12 protein-coding genes are annotated in these 17,965 nt (G+C 71.2%); 8 read left to right on the forward strand and 4 right to left on the reverse strand.

The features are described from left to right. Window positions 1-28: 28 nt before the first annotated feature. Window positions 29-2,695 carry an MGH1-like glycoside hydrolase domain-containing protein gene (locus KUA19_RS02060; protein ID WP_308167278.1) on the reverse strand — a complete coding sequence of 889 codons (2,667 nt, stop codon included), beginning with the start codon at window positions 2,693-2,695 and terminating at the stop codon, window positions 29-31. Window positions 2,696-2,885: 190 nt separating this feature from the next. On the opposite strand from KUA19_RS02060, the gene KUA19_RS02065 reads away from it, so the two are divergent. The 4 genes from KUA19_RS02065 to KUA19_RS02080 all read left to right on the forward strand — a co-directional run bounded on the left by KUA19_RS02065 (window position 2,886) and on the right by KUA19_RS02080 (window position 8,873). After that, window positions 2,886-4,775, forward strand: a complete 1,890-nt coding sequence (locus KUA19_RS02065; RefSeq protein WP_217394245.1) for an amylo-alpha-1,6-glucosidase — start codon at window positions 2,886-2,888, stop codon at window positions 4,773-4,775. Window positions 4,776-4,919: 144 nt separating this feature from the next. Next, window positions 4,920-6,239: a glycosyltransferase family 4 protein gene (locus KUA19_RS02070; RefSeq protein WP_254548403.1), complete on the forward strand. Its 1,320-nt coding sequence runs from the start codon at window positions 4,920-4,922 to the stop codon at window positions 6,237-6,239. Next, the gene (glgB, locus tag KUA19_RS02075; protein ID WP_217394247.1) at window positions 6,236-8,080 is read left to right on the forward strand and encodes a 1,4-alpha-glucan branching protein GlgB; all 1,845 of its coding nucleotides are present in this window, start codon (window positions 6,236-6,238) and stop codon (window positions 8,078-8,080) included. The genes KUA19_RS02070 and glgB overlap by 4 nt, the downstream gene beginning before the upstream one ends. Window positions 8,081-8,282: 202 nt before the next feature. Continuing rightward, window positions 8,283-8,873, forward strand: a complete 591-nt coding sequence (locus KUA19_RS02080) for a GTP-binding protein (protein ID WP_217394249.1) — start codon at window positions 8,283-8,285, stop codon at window positions 8,871-8,873. Window positions 8,874-8,879: 6 nt separating this feature from the next. Here KUA19_RS02080 and KUA19_RS02085 read toward each other — a convergent pair whose 3' ends face one another. Then, window positions 8,880-9,617 carry a TetR/AcrR family transcriptional regulator C-terminal domain-containing protein gene (locus KUA19_RS02085; protein ID WP_217394251.1) on the reverse strand — a complete coding sequence of 246 codons (738 nt, stop codon included), beginning with the start codon at window positions 9,615-9,617 and terminating at the stop codon, window positions 8,880-8,882. Window positions 9,618-9,709: 92 nt separating this feature from the next. Between KUA19_RS02085 and KUA19_RS02090 the strand changes: the two genes are divergently transcribed. The 4 genes from KUA19_RS02090 to KUA19_RS02105 all read left to right on the forward strand — a co-directional run bounded on the left by KUA19_RS02090 (window position 9,710) and on the right by KUA19_RS02105 (window position 15,099). Beyond that, window positions 9,710-11,185, forward strand: a complete 1,476-nt coding sequence (locus KUA19_RS02090; RefSeq protein WP_217394253.1) for an MFS transporter — start codon at window positions 9,710-9,712, stop codon at window positions 11,183-11,185. 161 nt (window positions 11,186-11,346) lie between these two features. Continuing rightward, the gene (locus KUA19_RS02095; RefSeq protein WP_217394255.1) at window positions 11,347-13,404 is read left to right on the forward strand and encodes a hypothetical protein; all 2,058 of its coding nucleotides are present in this window, start codon (window positions 11,347-11,349) and stop codon (window positions 13,402-13,404) included. A gap of 53 nt (window positions 13,405-13,457) precedes the next feature. After that, entirely contained in the window at window positions 13,458-14,660 is a 1,203-nt protein-coding gene (locus KUA19_RS02100; protein WP_217394257.1) for a YibE/F family protein, read from the forward strand. Window positions 14,661-14,694: 34 nt separating this feature from the next. Continuing rightward, window positions 14,695-15,099, forward strand: a complete 405-nt coding sequence (locus KUA19_RS02105; protein WP_217394259.1) for a DUF7144 family membrane protein — start codon at window positions 14,695-14,697, stop codon at window positions 15,097-15,099. A gap of 109 nt (window positions 15,100-15,208) precedes the next feature. Here KUA19_RS02105 and KUA19_RS02110 read toward each other — a convergent pair whose 3' ends face one another. Both KUA19_RS02110 and fabG read right to left on the reverse strand, forming a co-directional pair. Next, complete coding sequence (locus KUA19_RS02110) at window positions 15,209-16,744, reverse strand: CocE/NonD family hydrolase (RefSeq protein WP_308167280.1); 1,536 nt, start codon at window positions 16,742-16,744, stop codon at window positions 15,209-15,211. Window positions 16,745-17,018: 274 nt separating this feature from the next. Next, window positions 17,019-17,777, reverse strand: coding sequence for a 3-oxoacyl-ACP reductase FabG (gene fabG / locus KUA19_RS02115; RefSeq protein WP_217394261.1), 759 nt, complete (start codon window positions 17,775-17,777; stop codon window positions 17,019-17,021). Window positions 17,778-17,965: the final 188 nt, after the last annotated feature.

Consider the following 17,965-nt stretch of genomic DNA (forward strand, 5'->3'; position numbering starts at 1 on the left):
AAGTTCATGATCGACGGGAAAGGGGTGGTCAGCGGGGGTCTGGGGAGGGGTCGGGGTGGCGGCGGGTGAGGATGAGGTCGAGGACCAGGGCGGTCCAGCCGCACTGATGGGCCGCGCCCAGGCCGAGGCCGGTGTCGCCGTGGAAGTACTCGTAGAAGAGCAGGTGGTCGGTCCAGTCGGCGTGGTCGGGCAGCTGGGGGTGGCGGGGGGCGTACGGGCGGTCACCGTTGCCGTCCGGTAGGAACAGGGCGATCAGGCGGTCGGACAGGTCGTCGGCGATCTGGTCGAGGGTGAGCTTCTGGCCGGAGCGGGTGGGGAACTCCACCTGCAGGTCCTCGTGGAAGAACCGGGCGTAGTGGCGCACGCCCTCGATGAGCAGGTAGTTCACCGGGAACCAGATCGGGCCGCGCCAGTTGGAGTTGCCGCCGAACAGCCCGTTGGTCGACTCGGCGGGCTCGTACCCGACGGTGAAGTCGTTGCCGCCCAGCCGCACCGTGTACGGGTTCGCCAGGTGATAACGCGACAGCGAGCGCAGCCCGTACGGCGACAGGAACTCCTCCTCGTCGAGCATCCGGGACAGGATGCGCCGCAGTTGCTCGGGCCCGACCACAGCGAGCAGCCGCTGCTGCTGACCCCCGCCGGAGATCCGCCGTGAGCCGACGACCTCGGCGAACTCGGGCCGGTTGGTGAGGAACCAGCGCAGCCGGGCCGCGATCTCGGGCAGCCGCACCAGCGTCACCGAGCTGAGCGTGGTGGTGGCGCACAGCGGCAGCAGCCCGACCACCGAGCGCACCTTCAGCGGCACCTCCCGGCCGTCGGTGCGGCGCAGCACGTCGTAGAAGAAGCCGTCCTCGTCGTCCCACAGGCCCTGGTCGGAGGCGGCGTTGGCGATGTAGGCGAAGTGCTCCAGGAACTTGGTCGCTATGTCGGTCCAGACCCGGTCGTGGGTGGCCAGGACCAGCGAGATCTCCAGCAGGTTGAGGGCGTACATCGCCATCCAGGCGGTGCCGTCGGACTGCTCCAGCACCCCGGGCACGGGCAGCGACGCCGACCGGTCGAACGGGCCGACGTTGTCCAGGCCCAGGAAGCCGCCCTCGAACAGGTTGTTGCCGCCGGTGTCCTTGCGGTTGACCCACCAGGTGAAGTTCAGCAGCAGCTTGTGCATGATCCGGGCGAGGAAGGCGAAGTCGCGCGCCCCGTCGATCTCGAACACGCGCAGCGCGGCCCAGGCGTGCACCGGCGGGTTCACGTCCCCGAACGCCCACTCGTAGGCGGGGATCTGGCCGTTGGGGTGCAGGTACCAGTCGCGCAGCAGCAACAGCAGCTGCTCCTTGGCGAAGTGCGGGTCGACCCGGGCCAGCGCGACGCAGTGGAAGGCCAGGTCCCAGGCCGCGTACCAGGGGTACTCCCACGGGTCGGGCATCGAGATGACGTCGAAGCTGGTCATGTGGCGCCAGGTGTGGTTGCGACCGTACCGGTGCCCGTCCGGCGGCGGCACCGAGCCCGGGTCGCCGTCGAGCCAGCGGGCCACGTCGTAGTGGTAGAACTGCTTGCCCCACATGAGCCCGGCCACGGCCTTGCGCACGATGTCGGCCTCGGCCGACGGGGTGCCCGCGGGCACGAGCTGCGCGAAGTAGTCGTCGGCCTCGGTGCGCCGGGCGGTCATGATCTCGTCGAAGTCGCCGGGCAGCGCCGGGGCGATGCGGGCCCGGCTGCCGGGCGCCGCGACCTGGGTCAGCCGCAGTCGGATGCGCGCGGTCTCCCCCGGCGGCACGGTGAGCACGTAGTGCAGGGCGGCCTTGGTGCCGACCCCGGCCGGGTTGACCGTGTCCGTGCCGTGCACGACGTGGTCGGCGATGGCGTCCTTGGGATGGTCCGGCGTCTCCTCGTACCCCCACAGCCGCCGCGCGTTGGTCTCGTTGTCGCAGGCCAGCGGGGTCGGGTCGCCGTCGCCCTGCAGGACGAGCTGGCCCAGGATGCGGTGGCGGGCGTGCAGCGCGCCGCCGCCGCCCGCGACCTGCTCGACGATGATCTCCGGCTTGTCGTCCCGGCCGGGCAGGCCCCACGACCAGGTGTTGCGGAACCAGAGCGTGGGCAGCACGTGGATGGTCGCGGGCGTGCTCGCCCGGTTGGTGAGGCTGACCAGGACGCACAGGTCGGTCGGCTCGGCCTTGGCGTAGTCGGCGGTGACGACCCAGTAGCGGTCGTCGGCGAAGACCCCGGTGTCGGCCAGTTCGTACTCCGGCTCGGCCCGTTCCAGCTGCCGGTTGACCGCGACCAGCTCCGAGTACGGGAACTCCCGCTGCGGGTAGTGGTAGCGCCACGACATCCACGAGTGCGTCGGCGTGGAGTCGGTGTACCACCAGTACTCCTTGGCGTCCTCGCCGTGGTTGCCCTCGTTGCCGGTCAGCCCGAACAGCCGCTCCTTGAGGATGGGGTCGACGCCGTTCCACAGCGCGAGTCCGAAGCAGAAGGTCTGCCGCTCGTCACAGACGCCCGCCAGCCCGTCCTCGTTCCACCGGTATGCCCGCGAGCGCGCGTGGTCGTGCGGAAAGTACTCCCAGGCCGTGCCGTGTTCGCTGTAGTCCTCGCGCACGGTGCCCCAGGCCCGTTCGGAAAGGTATGGTCCCCAGGCCCGCCAGGGCTGCGCCCCGGCGTCGGCGTCGGCCAGTCTCCGGCGCTCTGCGTCGTTCACACGGCCGATTCTCCCCTGCCCGTGTTACACCTTTGTGCAACTTACGTCTGATGTCGCGGGTGAGAGTGGCCGCTCGGTGTCGTCCGCAGCGCAGCGGAGGACGACACCGATTAAGGCCGCGGTAGCACGCGACCATGAGAACGCGCGATCACCATCCCGACCGGGCCAGATCTTTGACAGAGTTGGGTGTATGCGATTCGGCACCCAGATCTGCGGTGATCTCTCCCTCGGCGGCCAGCGTGAATGGCTGGTCGCCGACGGTCGCGGCGGCTACGCCATGGGTACGGTCAGCGGCCTGCGCACCCGCCGCTACCACGGCCTGCTGGTGGTGGCCGGGGACACCCCGGCGACCCGCCACGTCGGACTGGCCGCGTTGGACCCGGTCCTGCGCCTGCCCGGCGGCGAGGTGGTGCGGCTGGGCAGCCACGAGTGGGCCGACGGCACTCTCGACCCGCGCGGCCACGCGCTGCTGGAGGAGTTCACGCTGGTCGACGGCCTGCCCCGGTGGCGGTGGCGGATCGGCACCACGGTGCTGGAGCGCGAGCTGGCGGTCCGGCACGGTACGCCCTGCGTCGCGGTGGTGCACCGGCTGCTGAGCGGCGGCCCGGTCGAGCTGGACCTGGAGGCGCTGTGCACCTGGCGTGACCAGCACGGCGAGCGCCGGGCCGGGCAGTTCGAGCTGCGCGAGGCGACCGGCGGCGCGGTGGTGGAGGGGGCGTACCGGCTGCGCGGGCCGGGCTGGCGCCCCGACGGCACCTGGCTGCTGGGCGTGCACCACCGGATGGAGGCCGCGCGCGGGTACGTGCCGAACGAGGACCTGCTGCTCGCGGGCCGGTTCGGCGGCACCCTGACCGAGCCCGGCGACACCGTGGAGGTGGTCGCGTGGGCCGGGGACCTGGCCGTCGAGCCACCGCCCGCGATCGAGATCGTCGAGGCGGAGCACCGGCGGCGGCGCGAGGTCGTCGCCGCGCTCGGTTCGGCCGATCCGGACGCCGGGACGCTGGCGCTGGCCGCGGACGCGTTCGTGGTGCGCACCGCGCACGGGCCGGACGTGGTGGCGGGGTATCCGTGGTTCGGCGCGTGGTCGCGCGACACGATGACGTCGTACGAGGGGCTGTTCCTGGTCACCGGGCGACACGAGCAGGGGCGCGAGCTGCTGCGGGCGTACGCCGGGACGCTGAGCGAGGGCATGCTGGCCAACACCGCCGACGGCGGCACCGTCGGCTACAACACCGCCGACGCCACGCTGTGGTTCCTGCACGCGATCGACCGGCACGTGCAGGCGACCGGCGACGACGACCTGGCCGCCGAGCTGGTCCCGGCGCTGGACGGGATCCTCGCGGCGCACCTGCGCGGCACCCGCTACGGCATCAAGGTGGACGAGAGCGACGGCCTGCTGGTGCAGGGCGCCGACGGTGAGGCGCTGACCTGGATGGACGCGCGCGTCGGCGGGATGCCGGTGACCCAGCGGGCGGGTAAGGCCGTCGACGTCAACGCGTTGTGGTGCAACGGGTTGGCCGCGCTGGCCGGGCTGCGCGACCGCGCCGGGGTGAGCAGCGACGACGTGCGGCGGCGACTGGCGGTGACGGTGGCGGCGTTCCGGCGCCGGTTCCCGGCTCCGCAGGGGTGGCTGTTCGACGTGCTCGACCCCGACGACGCCGCGTTGCGGCCGAACCAGCTACTGGCCTGGTCGCTGCCGTACGCCCCGATGGAGCCGGACCCGGTGGCGCTGCGCCGGATCGGCGACGCGCTGCTGACCCCGCTCGGCCCGCGCAGCCTCGACCCGGACGACCCGGCGTATCGCGCACATCACAGCGGCTCGCTGGTCGATCGCGATCACGCCTATCACCAGGGCACGGTATGGCCGTGGCTGCTGGGCCCGTACGCCCAGGCACTGCACAACGCATCGCTTTCGATCGATGGAATTCTCACCGGACTGCGCGCCCACCTGGGCGATTACGGCTTGGGGTCGATCAGCGAGACCGCCGACGGGGCGGCGCCGCACGCCGCGACCGGCTGTCCGTGGCAGGCCTGGAGCGTGGCGGAGAATCTACGCATTCTACTCATCTCTACTCACTAGTAGCAGAGCGTAACAGACACGAAACAAAAGGTCCCCAGCTGGCAATACCCATGGGCCAGAATGTGCTCAACCCCAATGGCGTACCGACACCTGTGGCAGGTGTCCCGTTCCGTATGCCCGGGTTGTCACTGCGAGGGGGCCCGCATGACCATGACCATGCCCGTCGCATCGGACCCGTTGGCGGCACCGAAGCCGCTCCGGATCATGATGCTTTCTTGGGAGTACCCGCCGGTCGTCGTCGGCGGGCTGGGTCGGCACGTACACGCGCTGGCGACCTCGCTGGTGGCGGCGGGCCACCAGGTGACCGTGGTGACCCGGCACGCGCCGGGCGCTCCGCTGGAGGAGTACGCCGAGGGCGTGCGCATCGTGCGCGCCCCTGAGGACCCGCCGCTGTTTCCGCTGGAGACGCCGACGCTGCTGGCCTGGACGATGGCGTTCAACCACACGCTGACCCGGGCCGCGCTGCGGGCCGCCGAGACCGACCACTACGACGTGGTGCACGGGCACGACTGGCTGGTCACGCACACCGCGGTGACACTGGCCGAGCACCTGGGCCGCCCGCTGGTGGCCACGGTGCACGCCACCGAGGCGGGCCGCCACCAGGGCTGGCTGCCCGCGGACCTCAACAAGAGCATCCACTCGGTCGAGTGGTGGCTGGGCCACCGCGCCTGCCGGGTGCTGGTCTGCTCGGAGTACATGCGCTGGGAGGTCAGCCGCCTGCTCGAACTGCCGATGAGCAAGGTCGACGTGATCCCCAACGGCGTCAACGGCAAGGTCTGGAAGGCGCCCGCGCAGAAGGTCCGGGAGGCCCGGTCGCGCTTCGCCGGGGACGGCCCGCTGATCGGCTTCGCCGGACGGCTGGTGTACGAGAAGGGCGTGCAGCACCTGGTCGACGCGGTGCCGCAGCTCGCCGACGAGCACCCCGGCCTCAAGGTGATCATCGCTGGGGACGGCCCCTACCGCGAGGAGCTGCAGGACGCGACGCGGCGGCTCAAGCTCAACAAGACGGTCGACTTCATCGGTTTCCAGTCCGAGCGGGAACTGCCCGCGCTGCTGGCCGCCACCGACGCGACCGTGGTGCCCTCGCTCTACGAGCCGTTCGGCATGGTCGCCCTGGAGGCGGCAGCCGCCGGAGCTCCGCTGGCGGTGGCCGCTACCGGAGGCCTGGCCGAGATCGTTGAACCGGGCGTGACCGGAATGACCTTTCCCCACAGCGACCCCGAGGCGCTGGCCGGCGCGGTCGGCACGCTGCTGGCCGAACCCAAGCGCGCCAAGCAGATCGCCCGGCGGGCGCTGACCATGGTGTCGGAGAAGTACGGCTGGCAGTCCATCGCCGCCCGCACCGTCGCCTCGTACCGGGCGGCGATCCACGAGGAGCCGCTGTTCCAGGCGGAACGGCTGGCCGAGCAGGCAGGCGGTGAGCGGCAGCTCATCGTCGTGCCGGACGGGAATCTGCTGCGATGAGTACGCTGATCGGTGACCTGGACCTGTACCTGATCGGCGAGGGCCGCCACGAGAAGTTGTGGCAGGTGCTCGGCGCGCACCCGCTCGCGGACCGCGCGGGCTGGCGGTTCGCCGTGTGGGCCCCGAACGCCAAGGCCGTGCAGGTGATCGGCGACTTCTCCGGCTGGTGGCCCGACGACGGCATCGACCTGCACCCGCAGGGAAACAGCGGGGTATGGGCCGGCGTCGTGCCGCACGCTCAGGCCGGGCAGTGCTACCGGTTCCGCGTACACGGCGCGGACGGGCACTGGACCTACCGATCCGACCCGCTCGCGTTCGCCACGCAGTGCCCCCCGGAGAACGCCTCGGTCCTCTACTCCTCCGGCTACACCTGGAACGACGACGCCTGGATGGCCAAGCGGGCCAAGGTCCGCGACCACCACGCCCGCCCGATGAGCGTGTACGAGGTGCACCTGGGCTCGTGGCGGCCGGGGCTGTCCTACAAGGAACTCGCCGATCAACTGGTGGACTACGTCACCGACCTGGGCTTCACGCACGTGGAGTTCCTGCCGGTGATGGAGCACCCGTTCGGCGGCTCCTGGGGCTACCAGATCACGGGCTTCTACTCCCCCACCGCCCGGTTCGGCACGCCCGACGAGTTCCGGCACCTGGTCGACCGGCTGCACCAGGCCGGGATCTCGGTGCTGCTGGACTGGGTGCCCGCGCACTTCCCCCGCGACGAGTGGGCCCTGGCCCGCTTCGACGGCACCCCGCTCTACGAGCACGAGGACCCGCAGCGTGGCGAGCACCCGGACTGGGGCACGTACGTCTTCAACTACGGCCGCCGCGAGGTGCGCAACTTCCTGATCGCCAACGCCCGCTACTGGTGCGAGGAGTTCCACATCGACGGCCTGCGCGTGGACGCGGTCGCCTCGATGCTGTACCTCGACTACTCGCGCCGGCCCGGCCAGTGGACGCCGAACGTCGACGGCGGCAACACCTACCTGGAGGCGGTCGACTTCATCAAGGAGCTGAACACCGCCGTCTACGCCGACAACCCGGGGGTGCTGACCGTCGCCGAGGAGTCCACGGCGTGGCCGGGCGTGTCCCGGCCGGTCGAGTGGGGCGGCCTGGGCTTCGGCATGAAGTGGAACATGGGCTGGATGCACGACACGCTGGAGTACGTCCAGCGCGACCCGGCGCACCGCAGCTACCACCACGGCGACCTGACCTGGCCCAGCATGTACGCCTTCGACGAGCAGTGGGTGCTGCCGCTCAGTCACGACGAGGTGGTGCACGGCAAGCGCTCGCTGATGAGCAAGCTGCCCGGGGACCGCTGGCAGCGCCTGGCCGGGCTGCGCGGCCTGCTCGGCTACATGTACGCCTTCCCCGGCAAGAAGCTGCTGTTCATGGGCGCGGAGCTGGCCCAGGAGACCGAGTGGAGCGAGCAGTGGGGCCTGGACTGGGCCCACGCCGACTACCACGGCGACATCCGGTCCCTGGTCCGCGACCTGAACGCCCTCTATGTCGACAGCGCGGCGCTGTGGGCGCGCGACACCGAGCCGGAGGGCTTCAGCTGGATCGATCCGCACGACTCGGGCACGAACACGCTGTCGTTCGTACGGCACGGCAAGACGTCGAAGAAGCTGCTCGCCTGCGTGGTGAACTTCTCCGGCATCCCACTGTTCGAGCACCGGATCAAACTGCCCCGGCCGGGTTCCTGGCGCGAGGTGATCAACACCGATGCCGAGAGCTACGGCGGGTCGGGGGTGGGCAACCTGGGCCGCATCCGCACCGACAGCGAGGGTGAGGCAACCATCGGTGTCGGGCCGTACGCGGCGGTCTGGTTCAGCCCGGTCTGACACGCCGGAGCGCGACACGCGAGAGGTGATGACCGGCGCCGGGTATCGGCGCCGGTCATCGCATTGTGTATGGCGAAAACGTGAAAAACTCCAGATCGGATGCTGCGTGCGCGCGCTGGGGTAAGTAATATCAGCCGCGGCTGCGCCCTATCAGCCGTCGAATCAGGGGCGCGGCTGTCCACCGGCGCGCTTGAGAGGTCGCATGCCCCAACGCTCCACGCCACCCACCACGATAAAGATCCTGATCGCGGGCGGGTTCGGCGCCGGAAAGACCACACTGGTGGGCACGGTGAGCGAAGTGCTCCCGCTGCACACCGAGGAGGTGCTGACCACCGCCGGAGCCGACGACGACGACCTCTCCGGGGTGGAGGGCAAACGCACCACCACCGTCACCATGGACTTCGGCCGGATCACCATCGGCGACAACATCGTGCTCTACCTGTTCGGCACGCCAGGGCAGGAACGGTTCAAGTTCCTGTGGGACGAGCTGGCCATCGGCGCCCTGGGTGGAGTCGTGCTGGCCGACACGCGGCGACTGGCCGACAGCTTCCCCTCGATCGACTATTTCGAGAAGCGGGGCACGCCGTTCATCGTGGCGGTGAACTGTTTCAACGGCGCGCAGCCGTTCTCGGTGGCCGCCGTGCGCACCGCGCTGACGCTGGACGCGGACGTCCCCGTGGTCATGTGCGACGTGCGTGACCGCCGCTCCGGCCGCGAGGTGCTGGTCGCGCTGATCGAGCACGTACGCTCGCTGATCCTGGGCCCGGACTACACGCCCGTCGGGGCGCCCTGACCCCGGTCAGTCCCGCTGCGGCACCAGCCGGACCAGGCCGCCGATCAGCATGTCCAGTCCGAACTCGAACCGCTGGTCGCCATCGCCCTGCACGAGCGCGTCGACATGCTTGCTGAGAAACGGGAACCGCTCGGGCGGCAGACTCGCCAGGTAACCGTGCAGCTGACCGAAGTACTCGGCGATGAACTGCTCCGGCGAGGCGCCCATGGCCCGCTGCCGGGCCTGGTAGAGCGCCCCCTCGTAGGCGTCGGCACTCAGGTACAGCGCGATGCGGTCCACCGCCCACGCCGCCAGCTGCGGCGGCACGCCCCCGGTGATCAGCACGCCCAGCATCGCCTCGCTCACCCGGAGCGCGTTCGGCCCGGTGGGCACGTTGGCCAGGCTGACCCGGGCGATGTCGCCGTGTGCGCCGAGCACCCGGTACGACTCGCGGGCGATCTCGCGGATCTGCTCCTGCCAGCGGTCCGGGTCGGGCTCGGCGGGTAGGCGGATCTCGCCCAGGATCCGGTCGTACGCGAGTTCCAGCAGCTCGTCCTTGTTGGCGACGTGCGCGTAGAGCGAGGCGGCGCCGGTGCCCAGCTCCTCGGCGACCCGGCGCATGCTCACCGCGTCCAGACCCTCCCGGTCGAGCACGACCAGCGCCGCGTCGATGATCATGTCCTGACTGAGCGGCCGCTTTGCCGCTCCTGCGGGTCGGGAGCGGCGCCAGGGCGGAGCGGGGATCTCGGGGCTCTCGGCGGGCATGGCGGATATCGTAGTTGACGCGAACGACGTTCGGTAGGTAGAACAGTGTTCGTCAAACGAACAGTGTTCGCTCCCCTCCCCCTGGAGATCGCATGTCCGCCGTCCTCGAGACCGCAGCCCCACCCGATACCGAGCCCCCGGCGTACCGCTGGCGCTGGGCCGCCCTCTTCACGATCCTCGCCGCCGAGGTGATGGACCTGCTCGACGCGCTGGTCACCACCATCGCCGGGCCGTCCATCCGGGCCGACGTCGGCGGCTCCGAGAGCCTGATCCAGTGGCTCGGCGCCGCGTACACGCTGGCCATGGCGGTCGGCCTGATCACCGGCGGCCGCCTGGGCGATCTCTTCGGCCGCAAGCGCATGTTCATGATCGGCGCCGCCGGGTTCGTCGCCGCCTCGGCGCTGTGCGCCGTGTCCACCTCCCCCGAGCTGCTCATCGCCGCCCGGGTGCTGCAGGGCCTGTTCGGCGCGGTGCTGCTGCCGCAGGGCCTCGGCATCATCAAGGAGGTCTTCCCGCCCAAGGAGATGGGTGCCGCATTCGGCGCGTTCGGGCCGGTCATGGGCCTGTCCGCGGTCGCCGGGCCGATCCTGGCCGGGTGGCTGGTCGACGCCGACTTCTGGGGCACCGGCTGGCGCATGATCTTCCTGATCAACCTGCCGCTGGGCCTGCTCGCCCTGCTCGGCGCCGCGAAGTTCCTGCCCGAGTCCCGCTCGGCGCACGCCTCCAAGCTCGACCTGACCGGTGTCGGCCTGGTCACCGGCGGTGCCCTGCTGCTGCTCTACCCGCTGGTGCAGGGCCGCGAGCTGGGCTGGCCCGCGTGGACATTCGCCATGATGGCCGCCTGCCTGCCCGTCTTCGCCCTCTTCGTACGCCAGCAGGCCGTGCGCAGCCGCAACGGCGGCGACCCGCTCGTCGAGCCGTCGCTGTTCCGCAAGCGTGCCTTCACCGGCGGACTCGTCGCCGGGCTGGCCTTCTTCTCCGGCATGATCGGCTTCGGCCTCGCCTTCAGCCTGTACGTCCAGCTCGGCCTGGGCTTCACCCCGCTCAAGGCCGGTCTGGCCTCGGTGCCGCAGTCGCTGGGCATCATGGTCGGCTTCGGCCTGGCCAGCGGCGCCGGACTGACCCGCAGGCTGGGCCGACGCCTGCTGCACGTCGGCCTGACCGTGATGGCCGCCGCCACCGTCGGCTTCGTGATCACCCTGGAACTGGCGGGCACAGACGTCACCCCGTGGCAGCTGGCCCCCGCGCTCGGCGCCTTCGGCATCGGCATGGGCCTGGTCATGGCCCCGTTCTTCGACATCATCCTGGCCGGGGTGCAGCCGCACGAGACCGGCTCGGCCTCCGGCACCCTCACCGCCGTACAGCAGCTCGGCGGCGCGGTCGGCATCGCCCTGCTCGGCACCCTGTTCTTCAACACGGTCAAGTTCGGGCCGTTCGGCCCCGACCAGGCGTCCTTCGCCGACGCGATGCGCCTGGTGCTGTGGGTCGAGGTGGCGCTGCTCGCGGTCACCTTCGCGGCCGCGTTCCTGCTGCCGCGCCAGGCCCGCGACGAAGACCACGCGCACTGACCAGCAGTCCGAGGCCGTCAAGACCCGTAGGCCGAGGCCGTCAAGTTGCCGGGCAATCGGGCACCGGGCAGGCCCGGATACCCCCGATTGCCCGGCAACTTCGATGATCACGGTGGGCCCCGGGGCTGCGGGGGCTGGCGTACGTCGCCTACGCTGCGCCGGTGACCACCCCCGCAGCCATAGCCACCGATGGATCTACCCCGAGCGGCGGCGGCGCCGTGCTGTCCGCCGGGCTGTTCGCCGCAGTGGCGCACTGGCGGCCTCTGGCGGCCGTGCTGGTGCCGACGCTGGTGCCCGGCCTGCTGCTCGCCGACATGATCGACATCGTGCAGGCGGGTCCCTCGGCGACGATCGTGGACGGGATGCTGCGGCCCGACGCCACGGCCGGCGGTTCGGTGCTCGGCGCGCTGGTCCTGGCCTTCGGCTGGCTGATCGGGCTGAACGCGGCGATGATCGTGCTGGCCGGGCGACTGCGCGGCGTGGCCGTGCCCTCGCGGCAGGCGCTGGGCCGGGCGCTGCGTACGGCGCCGGAGTCGGCCATGGCCGTCGTGCTCATGCTCGTCCTGATCGGCGTGGTGACGCTGTGCGGCGCGGGCGCGGCGGCCAACGCCAACGGACTGGAACTCCCGCTGCTGGCCGTGATCATCGGGTGCGGGCTGGTGCTGGTGTCGACCCGGTTGCTGCTGCTGCCCGCGATCGTCCTGCGCGACAATGAACTTCCGCTGCTGCGCCACGCACACCGGCTGGCGGCCGGGCGCCTGCCGAGCACCGGGATCGCGATGTCGGCGGTGATCGTCCTGCCGTGGCTGGCCAACCAGTTCGTGGGCGGCCAGCTGGACCGGGTGCCCCTGCCCCACCCGCCCTACCTCGGCTGGCTCGGGCAGGTGCTGGCGGTCCTCGGCATGCTGCTGCTCGCCGCGGTGCAGGCGTCGCTGCTGATGGTGGCCTACCTGCGGCCGCGCGGCTCGCTGCAGGCCGGTCCGGTCCAGACCGATCCGGCGCGGGTCGAGGCGGTCCTGGCCGGTCTCGGCGCGACCACCGCCGCCCCGGCGCCCCGGCGCGCCACCGGTTGGGCGCTGGCGGCGCTGCTACCGCTGCCGCTGCTGCTCGGGATCACCGTCGCGGCGGTCAACCCGTACGACAGCCCGACCGCCGTCTCGCAGGAGGTCTCCTGGAGCGGCGCCATCCTCGCCACGGCCTGGCCGACCGGAAGGCACCCGATCGTCGTCACCGAGTACGGCATGCACTGGTGCCGCGACGACGCCTGCGCCGCGAGCGACGCGCACAACTCGGCGGTGACCTGGCTCGGTGCCGACAACGCCGCCACCGCGATCGGCGCCGACGGCACCGTGGTCACGGCCGGGCTGCGTGGGCGCGACATGCCCGACGTGATCAGAACAGACGGCAACGACGCGGTGGCGCTCGAACGCTGCGACGGGCCGGGGCGGTGCACCGACGGCATCACGAAGTGGCACACCGGCGGCGAGGAGAGCCAGCCTGTGCTGGCCGTCGCGCCCGGTCCGGACGGCTCGGTCGTGGTCGCCACGGCCCGTCCGCTGCTGGTCAAGGACGGCGAGCCGGACCGGGTCGAACTCGCGGTCACCCGCTGCAACACCGTACACTGCACCCGGCGCTCGCTGGCCGTGCTGGGCACGGTCGAGGCCGCGGTGAACAGGACGCAGTTCTACGACGCGAACATGCGTACGGTCGTACCGCAGCTCACGTTGGCCCTCGACGACCAGGACCGCCCGACGGCGCTGCTGCGCGACGCGTCCGGCGGCCGGGCCTGGCTGGCCACCTGCCCCGCGGCCGACTGCAAGGGCGCCCGCCTCGAGCAGATCGCCGCACCCGCCGACCCGACGCTGCCCACTGCCCTGGTCGACTACGGCGAGCTCGGGTTGCACGAGGCCGCCGAACTCGGCGGTGACCAGGGCCGCTGGCCGCTGGCCGTACGCGGGAACACCGCCTGCGGGCTGACCACGACCCCGGGCCCGAGACCGGTCGTGTACGTCCGCTTCGGAGCACCGGCGCCCGAGCCGCAGCGGCTGGCGCTGTGGTGCACGGCGGTGGACGGCAGGACGAGGGTGCCGCGGCGGGTCACGCTGGCCCGGCTGACGGCCGAGCCCTACTACCTGGCGCTGGTCGCCGGGCCGGACGGGCGACTGCTGGCGCTGTGGGACGACGACGGCTACCGGCACACATTGCTCGTCACGCCCTGACCGAAATGCCGCAACCAGCCTGGGCGACGTCCCAGGTGGACTAGCTTCGGGGCATGGGGGCCGGGCACAGTCACGAGCCGAGTGAGACCCTGCCGCCCGCGCCGCCCCGGCTGCGGCACATCGTCACCCTCGTCATCGTCCCGATGGTGGTGGCGACAGTGGTCGGGCTGCTGGTGCTGTGGCCGCGCGGCAGCGTGCCGCCCGCCGAGGAGCAGCTGCCCCGGCTGCGCGGGGAGGTCGTCAGCGCCACCCCGGCCTGCCCGCGGGAGACCCCGGCGCAGCTCGGCGGCGACTGCGGCACCGCGGTCGTCCGCGTCCACGGCGAGCAGGTCGAGGCGACCGTGCCATCCGGGCCGACCGCGCCGGTCATCGCGCCCGGTGACCGGGTCGTCGTGGTGCAGAGCCCCGACGCGCAGGGCAACCTGCGCTACGCCGTCGTCGACCACGACCGCTGGACGCCGTTGCTGCTGCTGGTGGCGTTGTTTGTCGCCGCGGTGGTCGCGTTCGCGCGCTGGCGGGGCGTGGCCAGCCTGATCGGGCTCGCGGTCAGCTTCGCGGTGCTGCTGGGATTCATCCTGCCCGCGATCCAGCAGGGCGAGGCGCCGCTGCCGGTGGCCATCGTGGGCGCGGCGGCGATCATGTTCGCCGTCATCTACCTGACCCACGGCATCAGCGTGGGCACCTCGATGGCCGTGCTGGGCACGCTGGCCGCGCTGATCCTGACCGGACTGCTCGGCCTGCTGGTGACCCGCGCGCTGTACCTGACCGGGGCGGGCACCGACGAAGCGGCCATCCTCACCAACGTGCTGGCCGGAGTGGACCTACGCGGCCTGCTGCTCGCCGGAATCATCATCGGCACGCTCGGCGTGCTCGACGACGTCACCATCACCCAGACCGCGCTGGTGGGCGAGCTGTCCCTGGCCGATCCGACGCTGTCGGCGCGCCAGCTCTACCGCGCGGCGATCCGGGTCGGGCGCTCGCACGTGGCATCGGTGGTCAACACCATCATCCTGGCGTACGCGGGTGCGTCGCTGCCGCTGATGCTGCTGATCGTCAGCGCCGGGGCGAAGGTCGGCGACGTGCTGCCCACGCAGATCATCACCGCCGAGATCGTGCGCGGTGTCGTCGGCACGCTCGGGCTCATCGCCGCCGTGCCGATCACCACCGCCCTGGCCGCCTGGGCGGTCGCCGAGGCGCACCGCCACCCGGGCCCGGCTTCCGCCGTTCCGCCCGAAAACGACCATGAGCATGGATAACGTGAGAAGACATCACGAAATGGGGGGTACTCCGATGACGACGGCCGTACGGCCCGCCAGCCCACCGGTCTCCGGCTGGCTGTCCTTCGCGGGCCTGCTGATCCTGCTGCTCGGCGTGTTCAACGTCGTCGAAGGGGTGTTCGCGCTCTTCAACGACAGGTACGTCAGCTACGCGGCGGGCCAGTTCTATCTGTTCGACCGGACCGGCTGGGGCTGGCTGCACGTGATCCTCGGCATCATCCAGATCGTCGTCGGCTCGGGCATCATGTCCGGCAAGACGTGGGCCCGCGGCGTGGGCGTCGGCCTGGCCGGCCTCACCGCCCTGATCCAGATGCTCTACCTGCCGGTGTTCCCGTGGTGGTCCCTGATCAACATCGCCCTGTGCGTGCTGGTCATCTACGCCCTGATCGTCCCGCCACACGGCGCAATCGGCCGCTGACCCCGCGGTGGCCGCGGTGCGGTTGCGGTTGCGGTTTCGGGGAAAGTGCACGAATCCGAGGGCGGATGGGTGCGCTTTCCCCGAAACCGCATGATCGTCAGCGGATTTCTCAGCGGACGGGGAGGTCCAGCCAGGACTGGCCGGTGAAGAGGACGGAGCCGAGGGTGCCGTTCTCGTCCAGGTAGAAGCCGTCGTGGCCGTCGATCACCAGGGCCAGGTGGTGGCCCGCGGGAACGTCCCAGCTGGTCGCGGGGAGCTTGATGTCGAGGGTACGGACGGCATTGGCCGTGCCGTTCAGCCACGAACCCGGAGCCTGGGTGATCAGGCGACCGGTGCCCGCCCAGTCCACGTCGTACAGGTACGCCACCAGAGTGCCACTGCGCTCGGTGGGGGTGAACCGGGCGTGCACCGTGGCCGCGCCACGGATGCGGATCGTGCTCGACGCGTCGTCGGCCTGCCACACCCCGGCGGCGTTACGGTCCACCGCCGGGATCCAGGCCGTCGGCGGGATCCCGGTCAGCGCCTGCAGCCCATTGGAGAGCAGGATCACGCCACCGGCGGCCACCGTGTCCACGGTGAACCAGGTGCGCCGCGACCAGCCCGTCGACGGGGCGCCGCCGAGGCTGCCGGTGCCGGTCAGCCAGCTCACCTCGCCCAGGCCGTACCGGGTGGTCGTGGTGTTCACCGCCGCCCAGCTCGGGTAGGACTCGGCCGCGCCGCCGGTCAGCGACCGGAGCACCACCGGCGGCTCGGTGTCGATCCCGTTGGCCGCGCCCTGCAGGTAGCGATCCATCCAGCGGCGCACCGAGGTCCACACGTGGTTGTCCAGCCCAGCCAGGCCGGTCAGCTCGGGAATGGCGTGGTCGCCGGGGGCGAACTCCAGCCGCTTCGGACCGGTCAGGCCGGTGAAGAAGTCGGTGAGCTGGTTCGGCGGGAAGATCGAGTCGCCGTACCCGTTGGCCATCAGGATCGCGGGGTGGCTGGCGTTGATCGCCGACAGGTACGTGCCCGCCGACCGCGCCCGAGCGAAGGACTTGACCCCGTCGATGTTGCGGTTGGCGTAGAAGTCGCCGATGACGCGGTCGAACTCGTCGCTGGTGTCGGCCAGCAGCGCCGCCGCGCCGACCAGCAGCGCCGAGGACTGCAGGCGGCGGGTGTCGCCGCCGTAGAGGGAGCTGACCAGGTCGCTCCAGCCGCTGAGCGCGGCCACGGCTCGGATGCGGCTATCGTGGCCGGACGCGATCAGGCTGATGCCGGCGCCGTACGACACGCCCGCCATACCCAGCCGGGAGGCGTCGGCGGTGGTGTTCGCGACGGTCCAGTCGAGCACCCTCGACACGTCGGCGATGTCCTTCGGCCCGGCGGTGTCGACCTCGCCGCCCGAGGCCCACCACCCGCGCGGGGTGTATGACACGACGGTGTAACCGCCCTGGGCGAGGGCGTTGGCCTGGGCCAGGTATTCCAGGTCGTTGAGTCCCCAGCTGGACGGGAACACGATGGCGGGGTGCCGACCGGGGCTGGTCGGCTCGATGACGTTGGCCTTGAGGACCACCCCGTCGGGGGCGGTGATGTCGACGAAGCGGAACCCGGTGGTCGTGCCGGCGTGGGCGGGAGCGGCCCAGCCGAACAGAGCGAGCACGACCACCGTGAAGAGGGGTAGGGATCTCCTCACAGCGACCTCGCGGGGGATGTCGGCCTTGCTGCGGACAAGTTACCGAGAGGTAACCATGTCGTGAGCTAGATCACAATACCCACGGGTAACAATGGCGCACTCCTGTCACGCCAGTGCTGGTCGCGGCCGCTCCACCGCTCCGCCTTTCAATGACGCTGGCCTATCTAGAGGACAGTTTTCCAAGATTCGTCCTCTAGATAGGCCAGCGTCAATGCTAAGAGGGGTGCGGACGGGACGGTGCCCGGAGTCAGCCGCGGGGACCGCCCGCCACGTAGATGACCTGGCCGGTGACGAAGCCGGCACCTTCGCTGGCCAGGTACGAGATCGCGTGCGCGACGTCCTCCGGGCGCCCCACTCGGCGGACCGGCGTCTCGGCTGCCCGCGCCGCCTGGAACGCCTCGAAGTCCACCCCGACCCGCGCGGCGGTGGCGGCGGTCATCTCGGTGACGATGAATCCGGGCGCGACCGCGTTGGCGGTGATGCCGAACGGGCCGAGCTCGATGGACAGCGTCTTGGTGAAGCCCTGCAGCCCCGCCTTGGCGGCGGCGTAGTTGGCCTGGCCCCGGTTGCCGAGCGCGGAGGTGCTCGACAGCGACACGATCCGGCCGTACTTCTGCTCGACCATGTACTTCTGCACGGCGCGGCTGCACAGGAACGCGCCGCGCAGGTGCACCGACATGACCGTGTCCCAGTCGTCGTCGCTCATCTTGAACAGCAGGTTGTCGCGCAGTACGCCCGCGTTGTTGACCAGCACGGACGGGCTGCCCAGCGTCTCGGCGACGTGGGCGACGGCGGTCTCGACCGCGGCGGAGTCGGAGACGTCCGCGCCGACGGCGATCGCCCGACCACCCGCGGCGGCGATGGCGGCCACGGTGTCGGCGCAGTTGGCCGCGTTGAGGTCGACGGCGGCGACGGCGAACCCGTCGGCGGCCAGCCGCTGGGCGGTGGCCGCGCCGATCCCCCGCGCGGCCCCGGTCACGATCGCAACTCTCTGGCTGTCAGTCATGACCGGCACTTTAACGACAGTTCAGCACCACCACACCGCCGGTCCCACCCGCCCGCAGCCCGTCCCCGCCGGTCCCACGGAAGTGGGGTTGGCGGGGTGCCGGGGCGGGCGTAGCGTGGGGTCGGGAACGGGATTCGGACCCGACGCAACGAATCGTTGGTCGGGGTGCCGAAATGCGCAATGAACCA

The organism is Catellatospora tritici (genome assembly GCF_019083965.1).
Lineage (GTDB): Bacteria > Actinomycetota > Actinomycetes > Mycobacteriales > Micromonosporaceae > Catellatospora > Catellatospora tritici.

Coding starts and splice junctions, on each gene's coding strand:
- KUA19_RS02090 (WP_217394253.1), top strand. CDS start 9,710: ATGTCCGCCGTCCTCGAGACCGCAGCCCCACCCGATACCGAGCCCCCG.
- KUA19_RS02085 (WP_217394251.1), bottom strand. CDS start 9,617: ATGCCCGCCGAGAGCCCCGAGATCCCCGCTCCGCCCTGGCGCCGCTCC.
- fabG (WP_217394261.1), bottom strand. CDS start 17,777: ATGACTGACAGCCAGAGAGTTGCGATCGTGACCGGGGCCGCGCGGGGG.
- KUA19_RS02070 (WP_254548403.1), top strand. CDS start 4,920: ATGACCATGACCATGCCCGTCGCATCGGACCCGTTGGCGGCACCGAAG.
- KUA19_RS02105 (WP_217394259.1), top strand. CDS start 14,695: ATGACGACGGCCGTACGGCCCGCCAGCCCACCGGTCTCCGGCTGGCTG.
- glgB (WP_217394247.1), top strand. CDS start 6,236: ATGAGTACGCTGATCGGTGACCTGGACCTGTACCTGATCGGCGAGGGC.
- KUA19_RS02080 (WP_217394249.1), top strand. CDS start 8,283: ATGCCCCAACGCTCCACGCCACCCACCACGATAAAGATCCTGATCGCG.
- KUA19_RS02100 (WP_217394257.1), top strand. CDS start 13,458: ATGGGGGCCGGGCACAGTCACGAGCCGAGTGAGACCCTGCCGCCCGCG.
- KUA19_RS02065 (WP_217394245.1), top strand. CDS start 2,886: ATGCGATTCGGCACCCAGATCTGCGGTGATCTCTCCCTCGGCGGCCAG.